Origin of the sequence: Streptomyces sp. TRM68416 (assembly GCF_014596915.1) — a bacterium.
Lineage (GTDB): Bacteria > Actinomycetota > Actinomycetes > Streptomycetales > Streptomycetaceae > Streptomyces.
On the sequence record NZ_JACVWU010000018.1, the window covers coordinates 120,570 to 141,113 of the forward strand.

Annotated in this window: 16 protein-coding genes and 3 tRNA genes; 10 read left to right on the forward strand and 9 right to left on the reverse strand. The window is 70.0% G+C overall.

Annotated features, from left to right (window positions below):
* The first annotated feature begins 46 nt into the window (after positions 1 to 46).
* Positions 47 to 253, forward strand: coding sequence for a developmental transcriptional regulator BldC (bldC, locus tag ICC28_RS26960; RefSeq protein ID WP_003949541.1), 207 nt, complete (start codon positions 47 to 49; stop codon positions 251 to 253).
* Positions 254 to 704: 451 nt separating this feature from the next.
* Here the strand turns inward: bldC and ICC28_RS40780 are convergent, their stop codons facing one another.
* The 7 genes from ICC28_RS40780 to ICC28_RS26990 all read right to left on the reverse strand — a co-directional run bounded on the left by ICC28_RS40780 (position 705) and on the right by ICC28_RS26990 (position 8,529).
* On the reverse strand, positions 705 to 932 hold the full coding sequence (locus ICC28_RS40780) for a DUF6274 family protein (RefSeq protein WP_223189551.1): 228 nt from the start codon (positions 930 to 932) through the stop codon (positions 705 to 707).
* Positions 933 to 1,367: 435 nt separating this feature from the next.
* Positions 1,368 to 1,442 (reverse strand) — tRNA-Asp (locus ICC28_RS26965).
* Positions 1,443 to 1,534: 92 nt separating this feature from the next.
* Positions 1,535 to 5,515, reverse strand: a complete 3,981-nt coding sequence (hrpA, locus tag ICC28_RS26970; RefSeq protein WP_188291306.1) for an ATP-dependent RNA helicase HrpA — start codon at positions 5,513 to 5,515, stop codon at positions 1,535 to 1,537.
* A 169-nt stretch (positions 5,516 to 5,684) separates the two neighbouring features.
* Positions 5,685 to 5,758, reverse strand: a tRNA-Phe gene (locus ICC28_RS26975).
* A 24-nt stretch (positions 5,759 to 5,782) separates the two neighbouring features.
* A tRNA-Asp gene (locus ICC28_RS26980) sits at positions 5,783 to 5,857 on the reverse strand.
* 701 nt (positions 5,858 to 6,558) lie between these two features.
* On the reverse strand, positions 6,559 to 6,852 hold the full coding sequence (locus ICC28_RS26985; protein ID WP_188291307.1) for an antibiotic biosynthesis monooxygenase family protein: 294 nt from the start codon (positions 6,850 to 6,852) through the stop codon (positions 6,559 to 6,561).
* A 45-nt stretch (positions 6,853 to 6,897) separates the two neighbouring features.
* The gene (locus tag ICC28_RS26990; protein ID WP_223189553.1) at positions 6,898 to 8,529 is read right to left on the reverse strand and encodes a class I adenylate-forming enzyme family protein; all 1,632 of its coding nucleotides are present in this window, start codon (positions 8,527 to 8,529) and stop codon (positions 6,898 to 6,900) included.
* A 182-nt stretch (positions 8,530 to 8,711) separates the two neighbouring features.
* On the opposite strand from ICC28_RS26990, the gene ICC28_RS26995 reads away from it, so the two are divergent.
* Both ICC28_RS26995 and ICC28_RS27000 read left to right on the forward strand, forming a co-directional pair.
* Positions 8,712 to 10,400, forward strand: a complete 1,689-nt coding sequence (locus ICC28_RS26995; RefSeq protein WP_188291308.1) for an FAD-dependent oxidoreductase — start codon at positions 8,712 to 8,714, stop codon at positions 10,398 to 10,400.
* Between the two features lie 50 nt (positions 10,401 to 10,450).
* The gene (locus ICC28_RS27000; protein ID WP_188291309.1) at positions 10,451 to 11,257 is read left to right on the forward strand and encodes a cyclase family protein; all 807 of its coding nucleotides are present in this window, start codon (positions 10,451 to 10,453) and stop codon (positions 11,255 to 11,257) included.
* 62 nt (positions 11,258 to 11,319) lie between these two features.
* Here the strand turns inward: ICC28_RS27000 and ICC28_RS27005 are convergent, their stop codons facing one another.
* Positions 11,320 to 11,781, reverse strand: coding sequence for a nuclear transport factor 2 family protein (locus tag ICC28_RS27005; protein ID WP_188291310.1), 462 nt, complete (start codon positions 11,779 to 11,781; stop codon positions 11,320 to 11,322).
* A gap of 185 nt (positions 11,782 to 11,966) precedes the next feature.
* On the opposite strand from ICC28_RS27005, the gene ICC28_RS27010 reads away from it, so the two are divergent.
* The 7 genes from ICC28_RS27010 to ICC28_RS27040 all read left to right on the forward strand — a co-directional run bounded on the left by ICC28_RS27010 (position 11,967) and on the right by ICC28_RS27040 (position 19,548).
* Positions 11,967 to 12,914: an SRPBCC family protein gene (locus tag ICC28_RS27010; RefSeq protein WP_317454109.1), complete on the forward strand. Its 948-nt coding sequence runs from the start codon at positions 11,967 to 11,969 to the stop codon at positions 12,912 to 12,914.
* A gap of 5 nt (positions 12,915 to 12,919) precedes the next feature.
* The gene (locus ICC28_RS27015; RefSeq protein ID WP_223189555.1) at positions 12,920 to 13,999 is read left to right on the forward strand and encodes an acyltransferase domain-containing protein; all 1,080 of its coding nucleotides are present in this window, start codon (positions 12,920 to 12,922) and stop codon (positions 13,997 to 13,999) included.
* Between the two features lie 113 nt (positions 14,000 to 14,112).
* On the forward strand, positions 14,113 to 15,084 hold the full coding sequence (rfbB, locus tag ICC28_RS27020; protein ID WP_188291311.1) for a dTDP-glucose 4,6-dehydratase: 972 nt from the start codon (positions 14,113 to 14,115) through the stop codon (positions 15,082 to 15,084).
* Positions 15,085 to 15,110: 26 nt separating this feature from the next.
* On the forward strand, positions 15,111 to 16,577 hold the full coding sequence (locus tag ICC28_RS27025) for an NDP-hexose 2,3-dehydratase family protein (RefSeq protein WP_188291312.1): 1,467 nt from the start codon (positions 15,111 to 15,113) through the stop codon (positions 16,575 to 16,577).
* Complete coding sequence (locus ICC28_RS27030; protein ID WP_188291313.1) at positions 16,571 to 17,584, forward strand: Gfo/Idh/MocA family protein; 1,014 nt, start codon at positions 16,571 to 16,573, stop codon at positions 17,582 to 17,584. Before ICC28_RS27025 ends, ICC28_RS27030 begins: the two co-directional genes overlap by 7 nt.
* 159 nt (positions 17,585 to 17,743) lie before the next feature.
* On the forward strand, positions 17,744 to 18,538 hold the full coding sequence (locus tag ICC28_RS27035) for an AfsR/SARP family transcriptional regulator (protein WP_223189556.1): 795 nt from the start codon (positions 17,744 to 17,746) through the stop codon (positions 18,536 to 18,538).
* A gap of 194 nt (positions 18,539 to 18,732) precedes the next feature.
* Positions 18,733 to 19,548: a response regulator transcription factor gene (locus ICC28_RS27040; RefSeq protein WP_317454110.1), complete on the forward strand. Its 816-nt coding sequence runs from the start codon at positions 18,733 to 18,735 to the stop codon at positions 19,546 to 19,548.
* Here ICC28_RS27040 and rfbA read toward each other — a convergent pair.
* Positions 19,535 to 20,464: a glucose-1-phosphate thymidylyltransferase RfbA gene (gene rfbA / locus ICC28_RS27045; RefSeq protein WP_188291315.1), complete on the reverse strand. Its 930-nt coding sequence runs from the start codon at positions 20,462 to 20,464 to the stop codon at positions 19,535 to 19,537. The two genes, ICC28_RS27040 and rfbA, sit on opposite strands and share 14 nt — an antisense overlap.
* Positions 20,465 to 20,544 lie beyond the last annotated feature (80 nt).

A 20,544-nucleotide genomic window follows, 5' to 3' on the forward strand; every position in this document is an offset into this window, starting at 1 on the left:
TAGAGGAAAGAACCGAGAAGGTTCGGTTCTCCCGAGGAGGCCGCTCATGACCGCTCGCACCCCTGATGCCGAGCCGCTGCTGACCCCGGCTGAGGTCGCCACCATGTTCCGCGTCGACCCCAAGACGGTCACGCGGTGGGCGAAGGCCGGAAAGCTCACGTCCATCCGTACGCTCGGCGGTCACCGCCGTTACCGCGAGGCTGAGGTCCGCGCTCTGCTCGCGGGTATCCCGCAGCAGCGCAGCGAGGCCTGAACAACTCCATAACCGGGCAATTCGGCAGGTCCCCCAACGTGCCGATGCGGTCCGGAACCACAGCTCCAAGCGACGCGGGTCCTGCCCCAACAGGGCCCACGCCCAAGGCTTCAGGCAACTGACAGGGTGTGTCGTGGATCGCGCTGGACTCCGCCGGGTCCAGCGCGATCTTTTTTGTGCGCGGAACCCGGGGCGCGGGCGGGGTCTGTGTGTGGCCTTGTCGGAGCCTGGGGAGGGGTGTCGGATCTGCTGTGGACGTCCCCTCCCGGGTGGTGCAATTGCACATATTAAATTGACCAGTTGTAGGTGGGGTGTAAGTACCGCGGTTCCGAAAACTCATGCGGTGACACCCGTCACATGCCACGGAGCTTGTTGCCTCTGGCGTATGTGCGCTAGAGGAGCCGCACGTTCCAGCGTCCCACGGAGGGGCGGGTGTTGGGGCCGGAGAAGGTCACGCAGGGGAGGGACTTTCGTCCCCGACCGCCCCGACCGCCCCGACCGCCCCGACGGCTCCGACAGCCGCGGCCGCCTCCTCGGCGGCGGTCGGCGGGGAATCCAGCGCCAGTCGCAGCAGGCGATGACAGATCGGACAGTGACGCGTGAGATGCCGATAGGAAGAAGCGGCCGACAGGTGCGCACGGAGCAACGCCCGCGTCTCGTGCCTAGCCGAAGCCGCCATACGCCACCTCCAGGGGGGCCGCACGGGAACGGGCCCTGGTTTCTGGGTACCTAGCGAATGTGACGCCGTCAACCCCGCGTGGGGCTCCGCCGGGGGGCCGGGGGCTCTGTGGTCGCCGGGGTCTTCCGGCGCCCGTACCTCCGCGCACCGCCCCGGGGGCTGCCGCCCCCGGCCCCCCCGCATCGGCGCCTGAACGGCCTCGTCCTCAAACGCCGGACGGGCTGTAGTTGCCTCCTGCGCGAGGAAGTTCCCGGGCGCATGCGGAAGGCCCGCGTCCCTTGCGGGGCGGGCCCTGTTCGTTGAGTGCGGTCCTGACGGGATTTGCTGCCCCCGATTGCGGCTGCGCCGCGGGCGCGGCCTCCACCTTGACAGAGCGGCGAGGAGATGCGAGAAGACCCGCGTCCCTTGCGGGGGGCGGGCCTTCTCGGTTTGCTGCGGTCCTGACGGGATTTGAACCCGCGGCCTCCACCTTGACAGGGTGGCGAGCACTCCAAACTGCTCCACAGGACCAGGTTTTGCCGCGCTTTCCTGCGTTGCGCTGCGAGAAGGACTGTACAGGAGGGTGGGTGTCCTGGTCGAACTCACCCTCCGTACGGGATCCGTCACGGCGCCAGCGCGTCGATCGCCTTCACGATGCGCTTGTCGGAGACGGGGTACGCGGTGCCCAGCGCGTGCGCGAAATAGCTCACCCGGAGCTCCTCGATCATCCACCGGACGTCGAGAACCTGCTGCGGAACGGGACGCCCCTGCGGCATCTGCTCCAGCAGCCAGGCGTACTCGTCCTGCATCTCGTGGACCTTCTCCATCCGGGTCGTGTCCCGCTGGACGTTCGTCGGCATCTGCTGGAGCCGACGGTCCGCGGCGACCAGATAGCGCATCAGGTCCGGCAGCCGGCGCGTGCCCGTCGCCGTCACGAAGCCGGGCTTCACCAGGGCGTTCAGCTGCTTGCGCACGTCCGTCAGGTTTGCCAGCAGCACGGGGCTCTGAACGCCCTTCAGACGGCGCTCACAGGCTTGCCAGGCGGCCAGCACCTGCTGCACCTGCCCGACCGTACGCACCGTCGCGTCGACGATCTCGGCGCGCACCTTCTCGTACAGCTTCCGGTACGACTCCTCGTCCCACGCCGGCCCCCCGAAGTCGCCGATCAGCTTGTCCGCCGCCGCCATCGCGCAGTCGTCGAACAGGGCCTGGACCGAACCGTGCGGATTCGCCGACAGGGCCAGCTTCTGCGGGTTCGTCAGGCGATCGCTCGCGAACTTCGCCGGATTCACCGGGATGTTGCGCAGGATCAGCCGACGCGTGCCCCGCCACATCGCCTCCGCCTGCTCCGCCTCCGTGTCGAAGAGCCGTACGGAGACCGTGTCGCCGTCGTCCACCAGCGCCGGGAACGCCTTGACCGGCTGACCGGCGCGGCGCGTCTCGAAGACGCGGGTGAGGCTGCCGATCGTCCAGTCGGTCAGCCCCGAGCGCTCCAGGGACTCCCCGCCCTGACGCTCCGCGGTCGCCGCCGCGGCCTGCGAGAGGGCCTTGCGCGCCTTCGGCCGCAGCCGCAGCTTCAGCGCCTCCAGATCCTTGTCCTCCGCCAGCTTGCGGCGCCGCTCGTCGACGATCCGGAACGTGATGCGCAGATGGTCCGGCACCCTCGACCAGTCGAAGTCGTCCGCCTCGAACGGCACCCCGACCATCCGCTTCAGCTCACGCGCCATCGTGACCGTGAGCGGCTCCTGATGGGGGTCCCCCCGGTCGAGCGAAGCCGAGACTGGGGGAGGCACCGCCGTGTCCAGGAACCGCCGCGCGAAGTTCGGCGCCGGCACGTAATTACGGCGGATCGGCTTCGGCAGCGACCGGATCAGCTCGGTCACCAACTCCTCCCGCAGACCCGGGATCTGCCAGTCGAAGCCCTCGTCCGTGACCTGGTTCAGCACCTGCAACGGCACGTGCACCGTCACACCGTCCGCGTCCGCACCCGGCTCGAACTGGTACGTCACACGGAACTTGAGCTGCCCCTGCCGCCACGAGTCCGGATAGTCGGCCTTCGTGACCGCCTCCGCCGACTCCCGGATGAGCATCTCCCGCTCGAAGTCCAGGAAATCCGGCTGCTCCTGCCGCTTGCGCTTCCACCACGAGTCGAAGTGCGCGCCGGACACCACGTGTTCGGGCACCCGCTGCTCGTAGAAGTCGAACAGGGTCTCGTCGTCGACCACGATGTCCCGGCGCCGCGCCCGGTGCTCCAGCTCCTCGACCTCGCTGAGCAGCTTGCGGTTGTCCGCGAAGAACTTGTGGTGCGTGCGCCAGTCGCCCTCGACGAGCGCGTTGCGGATGAACAGCTCCCGGGAGACCTCCGGGTCGATCCGGCCGTAGTTCACCTTGCGCTGGGCGACGATCGGAACGCCGTACAGCGTCACCTTCTCGTACGCCATCACCGCCGCCTGGTCCTTCTCCCAGTGCGGCTCGCTGTACGTGCGCTTGAGCAGGTGCTCGGCCAGCGGCTCGACCCACTCGGGCTCGATCTTCGCGTTCACCCGCGCCCAGAGACGGGACGTCTCGACGAGCTCGGCCGACATCACGAAACGCGGCTGCTTCCGGAACAGCGCCGAGCCGGGGAAGATCGCGAACTTCGCGTTCCGCGCCCCCAGGTACTCGTTCTTGTTGCCGTCCTTCACGTCCTTCATGCCGATGTGCGAGAGCAGGCCGGCGAGGAGTGAGACGTGGATACGGTCGGTGGGGGCATCGTTCTCGTCGAGATGGATGCCCATCTGCTTGGCGACCGTGCGCAGCTGGCTGTAGATGTCCTGCCATTCGCGAATGCGAAGGAAATTCAGGTACTCCTGCTTGCACATACGCCGGAACGAACTGGACCCGCGCTCCCTCTGCTGCTCACGGACATACCGCCACAGATTCAGGTACGCGAGGAAATCACTCGTCTCGTCCTTGAAACGGGCGTGCTGCTGATCGGCCTGGGCCTGCTTGTCGGCGGGGCGCTCGCGCGGGTCCTGGATGGACAGCGCGGCGGCTATCACCATCACCTCACGCACACAGCCGTTCCGGTCGGCCTCCAGCACCATCCGCGCCAGCCGCGGGTCCACCGGAAGCTGCGCCAGCTTCCGGCCCATGTCCGTGAGCCGCTTGCGCGGATCCTTCTGCTGCGGATCCAGCGCCCCGAGCTCCTGCAGCAGCTGCACACCGTCCCGGATGTTGCGATGGTCCGGCGGATCGATGAACGGGAACTTCTCGATGTCACCGAGACCGGCCGCCGTCATCTGCAGGATCACGGACGCCAGATTCGTCCGCAGGATCTCCGCGTCCGTGAACTCCGGGCGCGCGAGAAAGTCGTCCTCGCTGTACAACCGGATACAGATACCGTCACTGGTACGCCCACAGCGACCCTTGCGCTGATTGGCGCTCGCCTGCGAGATCGGCTCGATCGGCAGCCGCTGGACCTTCGTACGGTGGCTGTAGCGGCTGATCCGCGCGAAACCGGGATCGATGACGTACTTGATCCCCGGGACGGTCAGCGAGGTCTCGGCAACATTCGTCGCGAGAACGATCCTGCGGCCGGTGTGCGGCTGGAAGACCCGGTGCTGCTCGGCGTGCGAGAGCCGCGCGTACAGGGGCAGGATCTCCGTGAACCGGTACTTCTTCTTCTCCAGCGCGTCGGCCGTGTCCCGGATCTCGCGCTCACCGGAGAGGAAGACGAGGATGTCGCCCTTCCCCTCGCCCATCAGCTCCTCGACCGCGTCCGTGATCGCGGTGATCTGATCCCGGTCGGCGTCCTCGGAGTCCTCCTCCAGCAGCGGCCGGTACCGCACCTCCACCGGATACGTACGCCCGCTGACCTCGATGATCGGCGCGTCACCGAAGTGCCGCGAGAACCGCTCGGGGTCGATGGTCGCGGAGGTGATGACGACCTTGAGATCGGGCCGCTTCGGCAGCAACTGCGCCAGGTACCCGAGCAGGAAGTCGATGTTCAGGGACCGCTCGTGCGCCTCGTCGATGATGATCGTGTCGTAGGCGCGCAGCTCACGGTCGGTCTGGATCTCGGCGAGCAGGATGCCGTCCGTCATCAGCTTGATGTACGTCTGGTCCTGGTTCACCTGGTCGGTGAACCGCACCTTCCAGCCGACGGCCTCACCGAGCGGCGTGTTCATCTCCTCGGCCACCCGCTCGGCGACCGTACGGGCGGCGATACGACGCGGCTGGGTGTGCCCGATCATGCCGCGCACCCCGCGGCCCAGCTCAAGACAGATCTTCGGGATCTGCGTCGTCTTGCCGGACCCCGTCTCACCGGCGACGATCACCACCTGATGATCACGGATGGCCTCCGCGATGGCGTCCTTCTTCTGGCTGACGGGCAGCTGCTCGGGGTACCGGACGGCCGGCACCCGGGCCCGCCGCCCCTCCATCCGTTCCTCGGCCCGCGCCACCTCGGCCTCGATCTCGGCGAGGACGGCGGCACGAGCCTCCGGCTTACGAATCTTCCGCGCACCTTCGAGCCTGCGCCCGAGCCGGTGCGCATCACGCAGGGACAGCTCGCTCAGGCGCGGGGCGAGGGAGCCGAGGGCGGGGGCAGAGTGCGTAGACATACGCGATCCAGGATCTCATCCCGGGGAAATCCGTGGCGAACGATTTGACTCCGGCGGCCTGACCAGCGCACTCCCGGCCGGGCTTCCGGCCGTCCGGGCCGAAGCCGCCCTGCCGACCCGCTTCCCCGAGAACGCCGAAGGCCCCCTCACCGAGGGGGCCTTCACGGAGTGGCTGGGGCCGGGGTCGAACCGGCGACCTTCCGCTTTTCAGGCGGACGCTCGTACCAACTGAGCTACCCAGCCACGAGATCCGCAAAGGGATCTCAGCGGTCCTGACGGGATTTGAACCCGCGGCCTCCACCTTGACAGGGTGGCGAGCACTCCAAACTGCTCCACAGGACCATGCTGTGTGGGCGACCACTAGTGTCGCACACGGTGATGCGTGCCCCCAACGCCCTCCCGGGTCCAGCTCGATCCTCCTCGAACCTGCCACCGTGCTGACATGTCAGCACAGTGGCAGGTCGTCGCGACTGCAATTTCTAGGGCTTCGAGGTTGTGTGAGGAGCCCGTGACTCCAGGGATCCGCTTCGATTTCCTGACGTTCCGCAGCGTGACGGGAGGTCACGGATTGCCACCCCATGAGCGTGTCCGTAGTGCCGCAGCTCCCGTCTCCGTGTGCATGGTCCCGCCCCGCCGCCATGGCTGGCCGCGACGACCTGCACGGCGCGAGCGCTGATACGGCTGCTGCCGATGCGGCCTCCACTCGGGCGAGGCGTGCGTGCCGCTGGTGGGGAGGGGCGAACACGCCGGTCTTCTCGTACGGGCACCTGGAACTGTGCCCCGGGCGCCAACTGTGCCCCGGGTGCCGACGGCCTTGAGCGGAGCCGGGCGAACGACTGGAACCGCTCTCGTGCGTCGCTGACGCCAGGTGAGGACGTCAGGCGGGCCGCGGCACGATGCTCACCGCGCGTCGCTCCACTCGCGGACGGTCGCAGCCCCCATGGGGCGGACTCTACGGCCGCCGGTCCGCGTGAGCACGCGCCGGGTGTGTCTGCTCGCCCATGAAGACCGTGCCCAGGCGGAGTTGGCGGCCCGCGCCCATGTCAGGAGCGGGAGTGGCTGGAGAGGAGTTCGTACGGGGACGGGTCGGCGGTGGCGATTTTGCGGAGCTCAGAGACCGGGCCCCGGAAGCCCTCGCCGGCCAGGGCTGCGCGATGGGCCTCGGGGTCGGTCCACTCGGCGATTTCCACGAAGGTCCGCTCGTCGCGGGCCGAGCGGTACAGGCGGTGCGCCGTGAATCCGGGCTGCTCCCGCATGTACGCGGACAGTTCCCCGAGCAGCCGGCGGAACTCCTCGATGTCACCGGTGACGGTGTAGCGGTTGATGAAGTGGTGCATGGGTGGGCTCCAGGGGAGAGAGTGCGGACGAGGGGAGGGGCCGGGTCAGGGACGGGCGGCGGCGGGGAGTGTCAGGAGGTGCTGTTCGCGCAGGTCGCGCCGTTGCACCTTGCCCGTCGCGGAGCGTGCGATGCCGTCGATGAAGGCGACGTGGTGCAGTTGCTCGTAGTACGGGACCTTCGCGTTGACGAAGTCGATGACGGACTGCGGCGTGCACTCGGGACCGGCTGGGACTACTAGGGCGTGGGCGACGGCGCCGCTCAGTTCGTGGGGCACGTCGACGACGACGCAGTCGCTGACGGCGGGATGGCGCAGCAGAACGCGCTCGATCTCCGTGGGCGACACCAGCCAGTTGTCGCACTTGAAGGCATCCTTGATGCGGTCGACGACGTACAGGCTGCCGTCCGTGTCCGTCCAGCCGATGTCGCCGGTGGAGAACCAGCCGTCGGCGTCGACGTCCCGGGACAGGTCGCGTCCGAGGTAGCCGAGCATGAGCTGCGGTCCGCGGACCTGGATCTCGCCCCGCTCCTTCACGGGCAGCGTTGCCCGGGTCTCGACGTCGACGACGCGGCTCTCGGCACCCGGCACGAGGACGCCCGAGGAGCCGACGCGGGGGCGGTCCAGGTCGGACAGGTGCGTCGTCGGCGAGGTCTCGGCGAGGCCGTAACCCTGCACGACCGGGATGCCGAAGTGCTGGCTCAGCACCCGTGCGGCGTCGGGTGACAGGGCGGAGCCGCCGGAGAGCACGGCGCGCAGCGCGGGCGCTTCCAGATCGTGCAGCCGGGGGTCGGCGGCCAGCTTGGCCAGCCGCATCGGGAGGCTGTAGTAGTGCGTCGCGCGGAAGGTGTCCGCCGCGGTCACGGCCTCAGCGACGTCCGCGCCGGGCCACAGGACGTGGGTGGCGGCGGCGGTGGCGGCCACGGTGACGTGCATCAGGTGCAGCGTCGGCAGGTGGTTGAAGAGGATCGAGGTGGCGTCGACCTGGTGCATGTGGGCGGTCTGGGCAGCGTTCACCGTGAGGTTGCGGTGGCTGAGCCGGACCGCCTTCGGGGCGCCGGTGGTACCGCTGGTGAACTGGAGGCACGCGATGGCTTCGGCGTCCGCCTCCGGCGGTTCCGTGAACGCGGGGGCCTTCGCGGCCAGTTCGGCGAGCGTGGGCACCTGCGCGGCCTCGGCCGGCAGGTCCGGGCCGCGGTGCGTCAGGACGACGTGCTCCAGCCCTTCGAGGCGGTCACGGACGGCGGCGAGCACGGGGTACATGCCCGGGCTGACGATCGCGATCCGCGCGCCGCAGGTGCGCAGCACGTGGGTGATGCGTTCCTCGGGGAGGAGCGGGTTTACCAGGGCGCTGGTGGCGCCCGCCCGGGAGATGCCGAAGAACGCCTGCGGGAATGCCGGATGCAGGACGGCGGCCAAGGCGATCACCGTGCCGGGGGCACCGCCGGTCAGCTCGCGCAGGGCGGCGGCCGTGGTGTCCGTCGCGCTGTCCAGTTCCGCGTAGGTGAGGTCGCCGTCGGGGGAGCGGAGGGCCGGGTGGGCGGGGCGGTGGGTCGCCGCGCGGCGCAGGATGTGGTCCACGCGGGGCCCGGCCAGGAGAGGGGCGAGCGTGTCCAGTGGAGGGCCCGCCATCTCGGAACTCGGCGCCGCGGCACCGCCGGTGTGATCTGAGGTCGCCATGGGGCGCATCGTGCGCCTGCGGATTCGAAGGCGGTTCGTGGCGAGGTCCAGTCGCCCGCCGCCGTGCCGGGGCTCTCCGGCATCACGGGCGACGGCAGCGGGGGCGAGGCTCCAACGAGGTTCCGACCAACGTCCAAGAGCGGTGGGGACAGTGCCGTGGATGTCGGCCGATAGGAGGGGTGATGAGCGCTGGTAACAGCGGTGGTGTCGAGGTGCTGGTCGCGGGGGCCGGGCCCGTGGGGCTGACCGCCGCGTACGAGCTGGTCCGCAGGGGAATCACCGTACGGATCGTGGACCGGGCCGCGGGCCCCGCGGTGACGAGCCGGGCGACGGCGACGCACGCCCGCACGCTGGAGGTCTATCACCAGATGGGCATCCTGCCCGACCTGCTCGCCCGCGGGCAGAAGTGCGACCACTTCACCATGCACCGCCGGGGCCGCCGCCTGACCAGTCTCGGCACCGATTACTCGGAGCTGCCGACCCGCTTTCCCTTCACTCTCCAGGTCGACCAGGTCATCACGGAGGAGGTGCTGCGCACCCGGCTCGGCGAGCTGGGCGTCGAGGTGGAGTGGGGCGTCGAACTGGAGAGCCTGGTCGACGACCGGAACGGCGTGACGGCACGGCTGCGGCGCGTGGACGACGGTACGACGGAGGAGTTCACCACCGGCTGGCTGGTCGGCGCCGACGGCGCGCACAGCCGGGTCCGCAAGCAGCTCGGCATCGACCTGCTCGGCGAGTCCTCGGAGAAGTGGATGGTCGCCGACGCGTACGTGGACGTCGACCTCCCCCGCGACAGCCTGCACTGGATGCACCTGTCGCACGGCACCATCCTCATGGTCCCGTTCCCCGAGGAGGGCAAGTGGCGCCTCCTCGACACTGACGACGTCACCGACGGCGACCGGCCCGAGGTGGTGCGCGCCCGCTTCGAGGCCAAGATGTCCGAGGGGCTCGGCCGTACGGTCACGGTCAAGGAGCTGACCTGGGTGTCGGTGTTCACCATCCGCCAGCGGATGGTGGAGACGATGCACTCCGGTCACTGCTTCCTCGCCGGTGACGCCGCCCACGTGCACAGCCCGGCCTCCGGCCAGGGGCTCAACACCGGTATCCAGGACGGCTACAACCTGGCGTGGAAGCTCGCTTCCGTCATCAAGGGACAGGCCGACGGCGGCCTCCTGGAGAGCTACAGCGCCGAGCGCGTGCCGATCGGCGAGATCCTCCTCGGCTCCACCAAGACCGCGACCCGGCTCATCGCGCTGCGCAATGCCGCCGCGCCGGTGCTGCTGCCGGTCGGCCTCGGCCTGCTCAACGTCCTCAAGCCGCTCAAGCACAAGGTGGAGCGCAAGATCCTGCGAGGCATGTCCGGCCTCGCCCTGCACTACCGTGCGAGCCCGCTCACCGCGGGCGCCCCCGGCTCCGGGGACGACGCTCCCGCCCTGGCGATCCGGCCCGGCGACCGGGTGTCCTGCTCGGCCGAGGAGCTGGCGGACAGCCCCGGCTGGCAGGAGGTGTGCGACGAACTGACCGATCTGCGCTGGACGTTGCTGGTGTTCGCAGGATCCGGTGACGTGCCCGCGGCCGTGGGGCGTGTGCACGAGGAGTACGGGGACGCGCTGAGCGTCCGCATCGTGCGTGAGACGCAGCCGACGGACAGCGGAGGGGCGGAGGCCGGGCCGAGGGTGTTGTGCGATCCGGGCCGCCGGGTGCGCCGCGCCTTCGCCGGCGAACCGGGCTACGCGCTCGTCCGCCCGGACGGCTACCTCGCCGCCCTCGGCCCGCTCGGCGACGGCGAGTGCCTCGACGCCCTGCTGCGCCGCGTCCACCTGCTCCCGGCCCGCCGCTTCACCGTCGCCCCGGCCGGGAGCGCTGAGTAGCGCCGAGCAGCGCCCGGCAGCGTCAAGCAGAAGAGAGAGAACGGCACTTCATGCGCATCATCGATCTGTCCACCCCCATCGACGCGACGGTGTGGGAGCCCAATCCCGTCGAGCACGATGTCATGTCGCCCGCCGAGGGCGGCCGTCACATGGCCGAGGGAATGAAGGAGCGTTACGGGCTCGGCTTCGATCCGGCCGAGTTGCCGGAGGGTGAGCTGCTCTCGCTTGACACCTTCAAGCTCACCACGCACACCGGAACCCACGTGGACGCGCCGTCCCACTACGGCACGCGCGCCACGTACGGCACTCCCCGCCACATCGACACCATGCCCCTCGACTGGTTCGTCCGGCCCGGCCTCGTGCTCGACCTCACCGACCAGCCCGTCGGCGCGGTCGGCGCGGACGTGCTGCGCCGGGAGTTCGACCGGATCGGCCGGGAGCCGGAGCCGATGGACATCGTGATGCTGAACACGGGCGCTGACCGGATCGCCGGAACGCCCAAGTACTTCACGGACTTCACCGGCCTGGACGCCTCTGCCACGCATCTGCTGCTCGACCACGGAGTGAAGGTCATCGGCACCGACGCGTTCAGCCTGGACGCGCCCTTCACGTACATGATCGAGAAGTTCCGCGAGTCCCGGGACCACGGTGTGCTGTGGCCCGCGCACTTCGTGGGCCGGGAGCGCGAGTACTGCCAGATCGAGCGGCTCGCGAACCTGGACGCGCTGCCCGGCTCCAGCGGGTTCACGGTCTCGTGCCTGCCGGTGAAGCTGGTCGGCGCGGGTGCGGGCTGGGCGCGTGCCGTCGCCTTCGTTCCCGAGGACGGCGATGGGAGCGGGGCGGAGCCGGTCGGCTGAGGCGGCCGAGGGAGCCCGTACGCACGCCGCGTACGGGCCCCGCCGGGCGCCGGGCCGTCGGGTTACGGCAGGTCGTCGCGGGTGACCTTGCGGCGGTGCACCTTGAGCCGCCCGTCCTCGCGGACCAGGACGTCCTCGCACACGCAGACCCGGTGCAGCGCCGGATCCCCACCCAGAGGCGTGGAGAACACCAGCGAGTAGCAGCGCACCCGCAGCGTGCCGTCGGCCTGCGGGAACACCGCGACCATGCCGTGCCAGTGCCTGCGCTGCACTCCATCGGCGGCCAGTTGCGCGGCGGTGCGGCGCAGCGAGCCGGCCAGGGCCTCGCGGCCGCGCAGCGGTTCCGGCAGCGTCGGCACGTCGAAGATGGCGTCGGCAGTGAATGTGTCTGCCCACGCGTCGACGGTGCCGCCGTCGAGCAGGTGCAGGTGCTCGGCGTAGAACTGCTGGACCTCCGCGTACACCTCGGCGGTCACGGCCGGGGCCGGTGTCTCCTGCTGCGCCGTCTGCGTCGTCTGTGTCATTACGTTTGTCTCCTTCTCCCCTGACGTCCGGTGGCGTCGTCGCACCCTCGCCGACCCGGTTCGAACCCTCTTGGAGGCTTCGTGGGCCCGGCGGCGCGGGTCGAAAGGACCTCGAAGAGGTCTCCAAACGCGGCGGGCAAGGTGCAGGCGCAGTGACCGACGACACCTGACCGGAGGGCCCAGCCGTGGCAGCAGTGAAGACGCATCGAGTGGAAGAGAAGGCGCTCATCGCGGCGCCCGTGGAGACCGTGCGCCGGATCGTGGTCGACGTCGAGGCGTGGCCGCAGGTGCACGCCCCCGCCGTACACGCCGAGATCCTGGAGAGCGACGACAGCGGTGAGCTGATCCAGCACTGGTCCCTGGTGGACGACCGCACGGTGCGCACCTGGGTGGCGCGGCGCAAGGTGACGGAGACCGGCGACGTCCGCTTCACCCACGAGCCCGCCACCGCGCCGTTCGCGAGCGTCATCGGCGGCTTCGAGTTCGAGGAGCAGCCGGACGGCGGCACGCTGGTGCGCTTGCACCACGAGTTCACGCTCCTCACCGAGGACGAGACCGTGGCGGCCGAGCGTGCCGAGTCGATGCGCCGGGGCAGCCAGGCGCACCTGGAGACGCTGACGTACGCGGCGGAGAATGCCGAGGACTTCGCGCTGCGGACGATCTCCTTCGACGACCCGCTGTTCGTGGCGGGCGCGGTGGAGGACGCGTACGCCTACCTCTACGAGGCCGACAAGTGGCCGGAGCGGATTCCGCACGTCGTCGCCCTCGCCATGGACGAGACCGTGCCGAACATCCAGTTCTTCGACATGGACACCAAGTCCTCGGACGGCTCGGAGCACACGACGCGGTCGGTGCGCATCTGCCTGCCGAATCACAAGATCGTCTACAAGCAGATCCAGCCGCCGAAGACGATGGACGCGCACACCGGCCACTGGTTGTTCACCGAGACACCGGAGGGGCTCGTCCTCACGTCCCGGCACACGGCCACCATCCGCCGCGACGGCCTGCACCTGTTGGGCGAGGGCATGACGGTCGAGGGCGCCCGCAAGTACCTGCGCCGCGTGCTCAGCGCCAACAGCATGGGCAACCTGCGCCTGTCGAAGGAGTACGCCGAGAAGCTCGCCGGGTTCTGAGCGCGATGACCCGGCACGCCGAGAAGGCGAACATGGCGGGGCCGCCCCCGGATGGCCCCGCGCGGGTGGCGCTGCTGCTGCCCGGCCAGGGGGCCCAGTACCCCCGGATGGCGGCGGGTCTCTACGACGTCGAGCCGGTGTTCACCGCGGCGATGGACGAGGTGTTCGACGCGCTGGGGGCGACGGGCCGCGCGCTGCGCCGCGACTGGCTGGCCGCGGACCCGCCCCGGCCACTGGACGACGCCGCGCTGGCCCAGCCGCTGTTGTTCGCGGTGGGCCACGCGCTCGGCCGTCTCGTCCTCGACCGGGGTGCCGAGCCCGTCGCGCTGCTCGGCCACAGCGTCGGCGAGATGGCGGCGGCGGCCCTCGCCGGAGTGTTCTCCGGGGCGGACGCAGCCCGCCTGGTCGTCGACCGGGTCCGGCGCGTCGCCGGTGCCCCGGCGGGCGGCATGCTGGCGGTCGCCGCGAGCGTCGCGCAGGTCGAGCCGTACCTCGGTCCCGACGTGACCGTCGGCGCGGTCAACGCGCCCCGGCACACCGTGCTCGCGGGACCCCGCGCGGCGCTCGACGCGGTGGCGGAGCAGCTGGACGCCGCGGGGCTGACGAGTCGGCCGGTCGCCTCCGGCACGGCGTTCCACAGCCCGGTGCTCGGGCCGTGTCTGGAGGGCTCGCGGGATGCGGTCGCTGCCGTGCCGCGGCGGGCCCCGCTGCGCACCGTGTACTCCGGGCGGACGGCGGCTCCGCTGCGCGCGGACGAGGCGGCGGATCCCGGTTTCTGGGCGGCGCAGCCGATGGCGCCGGTGCTGTTCTGGCCCGCGCTGGACGCGCTGCTCAACGCGCTGCTGGACGCGCCGGACGGAGCTGGGGCCGGGCCCCTGGTGCTGGTGGAGGCCGGGCCCGGGCGGACGCTCAGCAGCATCGCCCGGCGGCATCCGCTCGTGCGGCGCGGGGGCGCGGTCGTCGTGCCCCTACTGCCGGGACGGCCCGGCAGCGCCGACGCGGACCGGGAGGCGCTTGCCGAGGCGGTGGCCGCGCTGCGCGCCGCCGGGGTGGGCGAAGGGCGCACCGCGCCGGTCCTCTCCTAGTACCGGCTCGGGTCGCCCCGGGGCGCCGTGTCTCTTCGGGCCGGCGCTTCACCCGAGCCTGCTTCTTCTGTGCCCGTGCCGGTGTACGGGCCTTCACCGTTGGGAGACTTCACATGCGGATTCTGGTCACCGGGGGTGCCGGGTTCATCGGCTCCGCCTACGTTCGCGCGCTGCTGGACGGGGCCTGGCCGGGCCACGAGGACGCGCGGGTGACCGTCGTCGACAAGCTGACGTATGCCGGGAACCGGGCCAACCTGCCGGATTCGCACGAGCGGATGACGTTCGTGCGGGCCGACATCGCCGATGCGGAGCGCATCCGCGAGCTGGTCGCCGGGCACGACGAGGTCGTGCACTTCGCGGCGGAGTCGCACGTGGACCGCTCGCTGCATGCCGCGGGCGAGTTCGTGCACACCAACGTCGCGGGCACCCAGGCGCTCCTCGAGGCGTGCTTGCGGGCCGAGGTGCGCCGGGTCGTGCACGTGTCGACCGACGAGGTATACGGATCGATTGACGAGGGTGCCTGGACGGAGTCCCGGCCGCTGCTGCCCAACTCGCCCTACTCCGCCACGAAGGCGGGCGGCGAGCTGCTGGCCCGCGCGTACTGGCGCAGCTACGGCCTCGACGTCCGCATCACCCGGTGCAGCAACAACTACGGCCCCTATCAGCACGTCGAGAAGCTGATCCCGCTGTTCGTCACCAACCTTCTGGAGGGGCGCGACGTACCGCTGTACGGGGACGGCCGCAATGTGCGCGAGTGGGTGCACGTCGACGACCACTGCCGGGCCGTCCACCTCGCGCTGACCAAGGGGTCGGCGGGCGAGGTCTACAACGTCGGCGGCACCGCCCGCTCGAACCGCGAGATCACCGAGCTGTTGCTCGGCATGTGCGGAGCCGACCGGAGCCGGGTGCGGACCGTCGAGGACCGCAAGGGGCACGACTTCCGGTACGCCGTCGACGACACCAAGATCCGCACCGACCTCGGCTGGCGGCCGCAAGTGCCCTTCGCCGACGGGTTGGCGCAGGTCGTCGACTGGTACCGGAACAACCCGGGCTGGTGGCGTCCGCTGCGCGACGTGTCCCGCTGAACCCCCCACCGATAAGGAGCCATGCCATGACGGCCACCACGACCCGGTACCCGGCCGCGCAGCCCCTGCCCGCCGCGGGGACGCCCGCGGGCCCCTCGGACCTGTCCGCGCGGTTCACCGCGTCGGCGCTGGCGACCGACAGCCGCGTCACCCCCAATGCGGACTTCGACACCTGGTTCGCCGAGCACCGGCGGACCAACCGGTTCGAGGTCACGCAGATCCCGTTCGGGGAGCTGGTGGGGTGGCGCTTCCGCCCCGAGGACGGAAATCTCGTCCATGACAGCGGCGGATTCTTCTCCGTCACCGGACTTGAGGTGATGACCGACCGGCCCGGTCCCGGCGGCTGGTCGCAGCCCATTCTCGACCAGCCGGAAATCGGTGTTCTCGGCATCCTCGTCAAGGAGTTCGACGGGATCCTGCACTGTCTGATGCAGGCCAAGATGGAGCCCGGAAACCCCGATACCGTTCAGCTCTCGCCGACGGTCCAGGCGACCCGCAGCAACTACACCGGACTGCACGGCGGGCGCCGTACCGACTTTCTCGACTACTTCCTGGCGCCGGAACGACGCGTCCTCGTTGACAGCCTTCAGTCGGAACAGGGCTCGTGGTTCCTGACCAAGCGCAACCGGAACGTCTTGGTTGAAGTGACAGCGGAAGTTCCGGAGCATGCGAATTACCGTTGGCTGACTATTGGTCAAATCCATCGGCTGCTGGCACATGACAACGTCGTCAACATGGATACGCGCACTGTGCTGGCGTGTGTTCCTTTCGACGCACCCGGGGCTGACGTCCCCGCACGACGGCCCGGCACTCCCGACGCGTACCGTGCGGCGCTGCGGCACTCGCTCTCCGGGCGGGCGCCCGCCCGGCACGGCACCGGACAACTCCTCGGCTGGATCACGGAGGCCAAGGCCCGCCACACCTTCCACCGGCGCACCCTGCCGCTGGCGGCCGTGCCCGGCTGGCGCCGCACCGAGACGGAGATCGCCCACGAGGAGGGCAAGCACTTCACGGTCATCGCCGCCGACGTACGGGCCGACACCCGGGAAGTGACCCGGTGGACCCAGCCCCTGCTCGCCCCCGTCGAGCGCGGCGTGGTGGCCTTCCTCGCCCGGAACATCGATGGGGTACTGCATCTTCTGGCACACGCCAAGACGGAGGCCGGACTGCTCGACGTGTGCGAATTGGCCCCGACCGTGCAGTGCCTGCCCGTCAACTACCGCGACCGGGAACAGCCGCGCTATCTGGACGTCGTGCTCGCCGCGCCCCCCGGGGCCGTGCGCTTCGACAGCGTCCTCGCCGAGGAGGGCGGGCGCTTCCACCACGCCGACAACCGCTACCTGATCGTCGAAGTGGGCGACGAGGTCCCGCTCGCCGACGACCCCGACTACCACTGGATGACAGCCCGCCAGCTCATGGAACTGGCCCAGCACAGCCGCTACGTCAACGTGCAGGCCCGCAGCCTGCTCGCGAGCCTGCACACCACATGGTGACCAGGGAACGCGCGTCCGGGACCGTCCGCGTCGGCGTGCTCGGCTGCGCCGACATCGCGCGCCGCCGCATGCTGCCGGCGTTCGCCGCGCAGCCGCTCGTCGACCTCACCGCCGTCGCCAGCCGCGACCTCGCCAAGGCACGCTCCTTCACCGAGCCCTACGGCTGCGCGGCGGTCCAGGGGTACGAACGGCTGCTCGCCCGCCCGGACATCGATGCGGTGTACATCCCTCTGCCCACCGCGATGCACGCCGAATGGACCGTACGGGCCCTGGAGGCGGGCAAGCACGTGCTGTGCGAGAAGCCGTGCGTCACCGGCCCCGACGCCGCCGCCCGGGTGGTCGCCGCCGCCCGGCGCCGGGGATTGCTGGTGATGGAGAGCTTCATGTTCCTCCACCACGGCCAGCACGCCCGGGTACGGGAGCTGCTGCGCGACGGAGCCATCGGTGAACTCCGGGAAATCACAGCCGAGTTCGGCATTCCAGGCCCACCGCAGGCCGCCGCGGGCGCCGCTGTGAGCAGCCTCCTGGAGACCGGGGTGTACCCCCTGCGGGCAGCCCGCCTCTTCGCCGGGGGCCGTCTGGAGGTCCTCGGCGCGGCGCTGACCCCCTCCCCGGCCGCCGGGGGCGACCTCGCGGGCGGGGCTTTGCTGCGCTCCGCCGCAGGGGTCACCGCGCGGCTGAGCTTCGGCTGGGAGCGTTCCTACCGCTGTTCCTACGAGCTGTGGGGCAGCGCGGGCCGCCTCACCCTGGACCGGGCCTTCACCACACCCGACGACCATGCCCCGGTGCTCCGTCTGGAAAGCCCGGACGGTACCAGGGAACTGACGCTCAACGCGGAGGCGCAATTCGTGAACGTGGCAGGCGTGTTCGCCCGGACCGTGCTGCACGGGACGGGATTCGAGGCACACGCCGAGGACATCCTGGAGCAGGCCGAACTCGTCGACGCGGTGCGCCGCGCGGCCTTCCCGGCCTTCTCCGCAAGCGAATTGATCCGAGTGCGCGGGTAGTGATGCACCGTGAGACGTAACACTGTTGCCGGTGCGCCGGAGCCGGGGATACTTGGGTACGCCACATGGCTCGCCCTATTCGGAAAGTCGCGGCGCGGGGGAACATAAATGCCGGTGTCGGCTCCTTTCCCTGTGCCGCGGGGAAAGGAATCCGGAAAATTGAGGTTCAACACCCTTGGGCCCCTTGAAGTCCTGCACAACGGCCAGAACTTCACGCCGACCGCTCCCAAAGCGCGTAATACCCTGGCGCTTCTGCTCTCCCGGGTCAATGAAGTCGTCGAGATCCCGGCGCTCATCGATGAATTGTGGATCGACAATCCGCCGCGCAGCGCTGTCACCACCGCCCAGACCTATATCTATCAGCTGCGGAAAATGCTCGGCCGGGCCCTCGGCCCGGAGGCCGCCCGCCCGGTCCTGGTCACCCGGGCGCCCGGCTACCGGCTCCAGATCGACGAGGAACTGATCGACGCGAGAATCTTCGAGCAGCTGGCCGGTGAGGGGAAACGCCTGTTCGCGGCGGGGCGATCGGAGGAGGCGTCGGGCCGGCTCCAGCAGGCGCTCGACCTGTGGCGCGGGCCCGCCCTGTCCGACGTCACCACCGGGCAGGTCCTCGAAGCGCATGTGGTGCAGCTGGAGGAATTGCGGCTCGGTGCCTTGCAGCTGCGTATCCAGGCGGATATGCGGTTGGGCCGGCACCTGGAGCTCCTGCCCGAGCTGCGCTCATTGGTTGCCGCCCGCCCGCTCAACGAATGGCTGCACGCCCAGCTCATTACATGCCTAAAGCAATCCGGTCGCCGCGGGGAGGCGTTGCAGGCGTACCAGGCGCTGCGCCGGGTCCTCGACGAGGAGCTGGGGCTCCAGCCGTCACTGACGCTGCAACGGCTCCAGCAGTACGTGCTGAGCGAGACGGTGGATGAGGGTGCCACGCACCTCCCGATGCGCGCGACCGCCTGAAGGAACAGGGTCTTTTTGTGACGATGCCGCAATTCGTCGGCCGGTTGGCCGGATGGAGATCTTGCTGCTAGCCTCCGAGGTAACTCTCTGTGCTCACTTGGATTTCTCTGTAAGAATCTGGTGAGAACGTGAACGGGATGCTGCCAGAAATGGAAGGATAACGGGGGATGGCTCGGGGAGGGAGATCGGAGTGGGTGACCGCACGGCCGATCACTGTCTTCGTCATGGACGAGAACACCATATTCAGGGAAGGGCTGCGCACCGTCATCGCCCGGGACGACGGCCTGCGGGTGGTGGGGCACAGCGCGGGAAACGCGGTGGACCTGGTCGCTGGCGTCGCCGAGGCGCGGCCCGACATCCTGCTGTTGGGACTTGAACACGTCACGGGGCGCGTCGAGTCCATCGTGACGGAGGTGCTGCGCGCCTCGCCCGGCACCGACATCATCATCCTCAGCTGGGACGTGGCCGACGGCACGCTCCAGCGGCTGATGGAGCTGGGTATGCGGGCCTACCTGCCCAAGGACGTGCCGCACCGCTATCTGCTCTCGATGCTCTACGTGAGCAGGCTGGACGACTCCCAGGCCGCGTTCTCCTGGCCCCGGCCCGGCGGCCCGCGCCCGGCCGGCGCCGCCGGGCCGCGAGCCGCCGCGCGCAGGGTCCCCGTCGAGGCCCGCGACAGCGCCGTCCGCAAGACCGGTGACCCCGCCCCGCCATGGGGCGCCGCTCCGGAGGCGTACGCGCAGCCCTCACGTGCCCGGTCCCAGCCGCCCCGCGGCTTCGCCGCGTCGCCCTCCGTCCCGCAGGAGCACGGCTTGCTGTCCCTGCGGGAGCGTGAGGTCGTCCAACTGGTCGGCAAGGCCATGACCAATGCGCAGATCGGCCGTCAACTGGGCATATCCGAAGGGACGGTGAAGCGGCATCTGCACAGCATCTTCGTGAAGCTGCACGCCGTCTCCCGGCTCGACGCCGTCAACAAGGCCGTGTCTTTATCCTTGATCATGCTCCAGTGAGTTCGGGTACCGCCCCGGCGAGCCGGGGCGCCGCCGTGGTGGAGGGCTGCCAGGCACGGGCGACCTCCATCACGTACCGCCCGTAGTCCGACTTGCCGAGCCGTTCGCCGAGGCGGTGGCAGGCGTCGGCGTCGATATAGCCCATGCGCAGGGCGATCTCCTCCAGGCACGCGATGCGCACGCGCTGCCTGCTCTCCAGGATGCCGACGAACTGACTGGCCGTCAGCAGCGCCTGGGGCGTGCCGGTGTCGAGCCAGGTGAAGCCGCGGCGCAGCTCCACCATGCGGGCCCGGCCCTCCGCCAGATAGTGCAGGTTGACGTCGGTGATCTCCAGTTCTCCCCGGGCCGACGGCCGGATTCTCCGGGCGATGTCCACCACGTCGTTGCTGTAGAAGTACAGGCCGGTGACGGCCTGGTCGGAGCGCGGCACCACTGGTTTTTCCTCGATCGACACCAGGCCTCCCCGGTCGTCGACCTCGGCGACGCCGTAGCGCTCCGGGTCGCTGACCCGGTAGCCGAACAGGACGCAGCCGTCGACGTCCCGCGCGTTGCGCTGGAGCAGCGGGGACAGGCCGGGGCCGTGGAAGAGGTTGTCGCCGAGCACCAGCGCGACGGAGTCGTCCCCGATGTGTGGGGCGCCGATGACCAGCGACTCCGCGAGGCCGTTGGGCTGTTCCTGCACGGCGTAGCTGAAGTTCACACCGAGACCGCTGCCGTCGCCGAGCAGCCGCTGGAACTGCGGCAGGTCGTCCGGCGACGCGATGACGAGGATGTCGGTGATCCCGGAGAGCATCAGCACCGAGATCGGGTAGTAGACGGTGGGCTTGTCGTAGATCGGCATGAGCTGCTTGGACACGGCGAGCGTCGTGGGATACAGCCGAGTGCCGCTGCCTCCGGCGAGCACGATCCCTTTCATGGCTTTGCCTCCAGGCCGAGGAGTGGGCTCCTTCCGGCCGGTGGGCGACGGAAGTGAGCGGTCCGGGAAGCAGCACATCA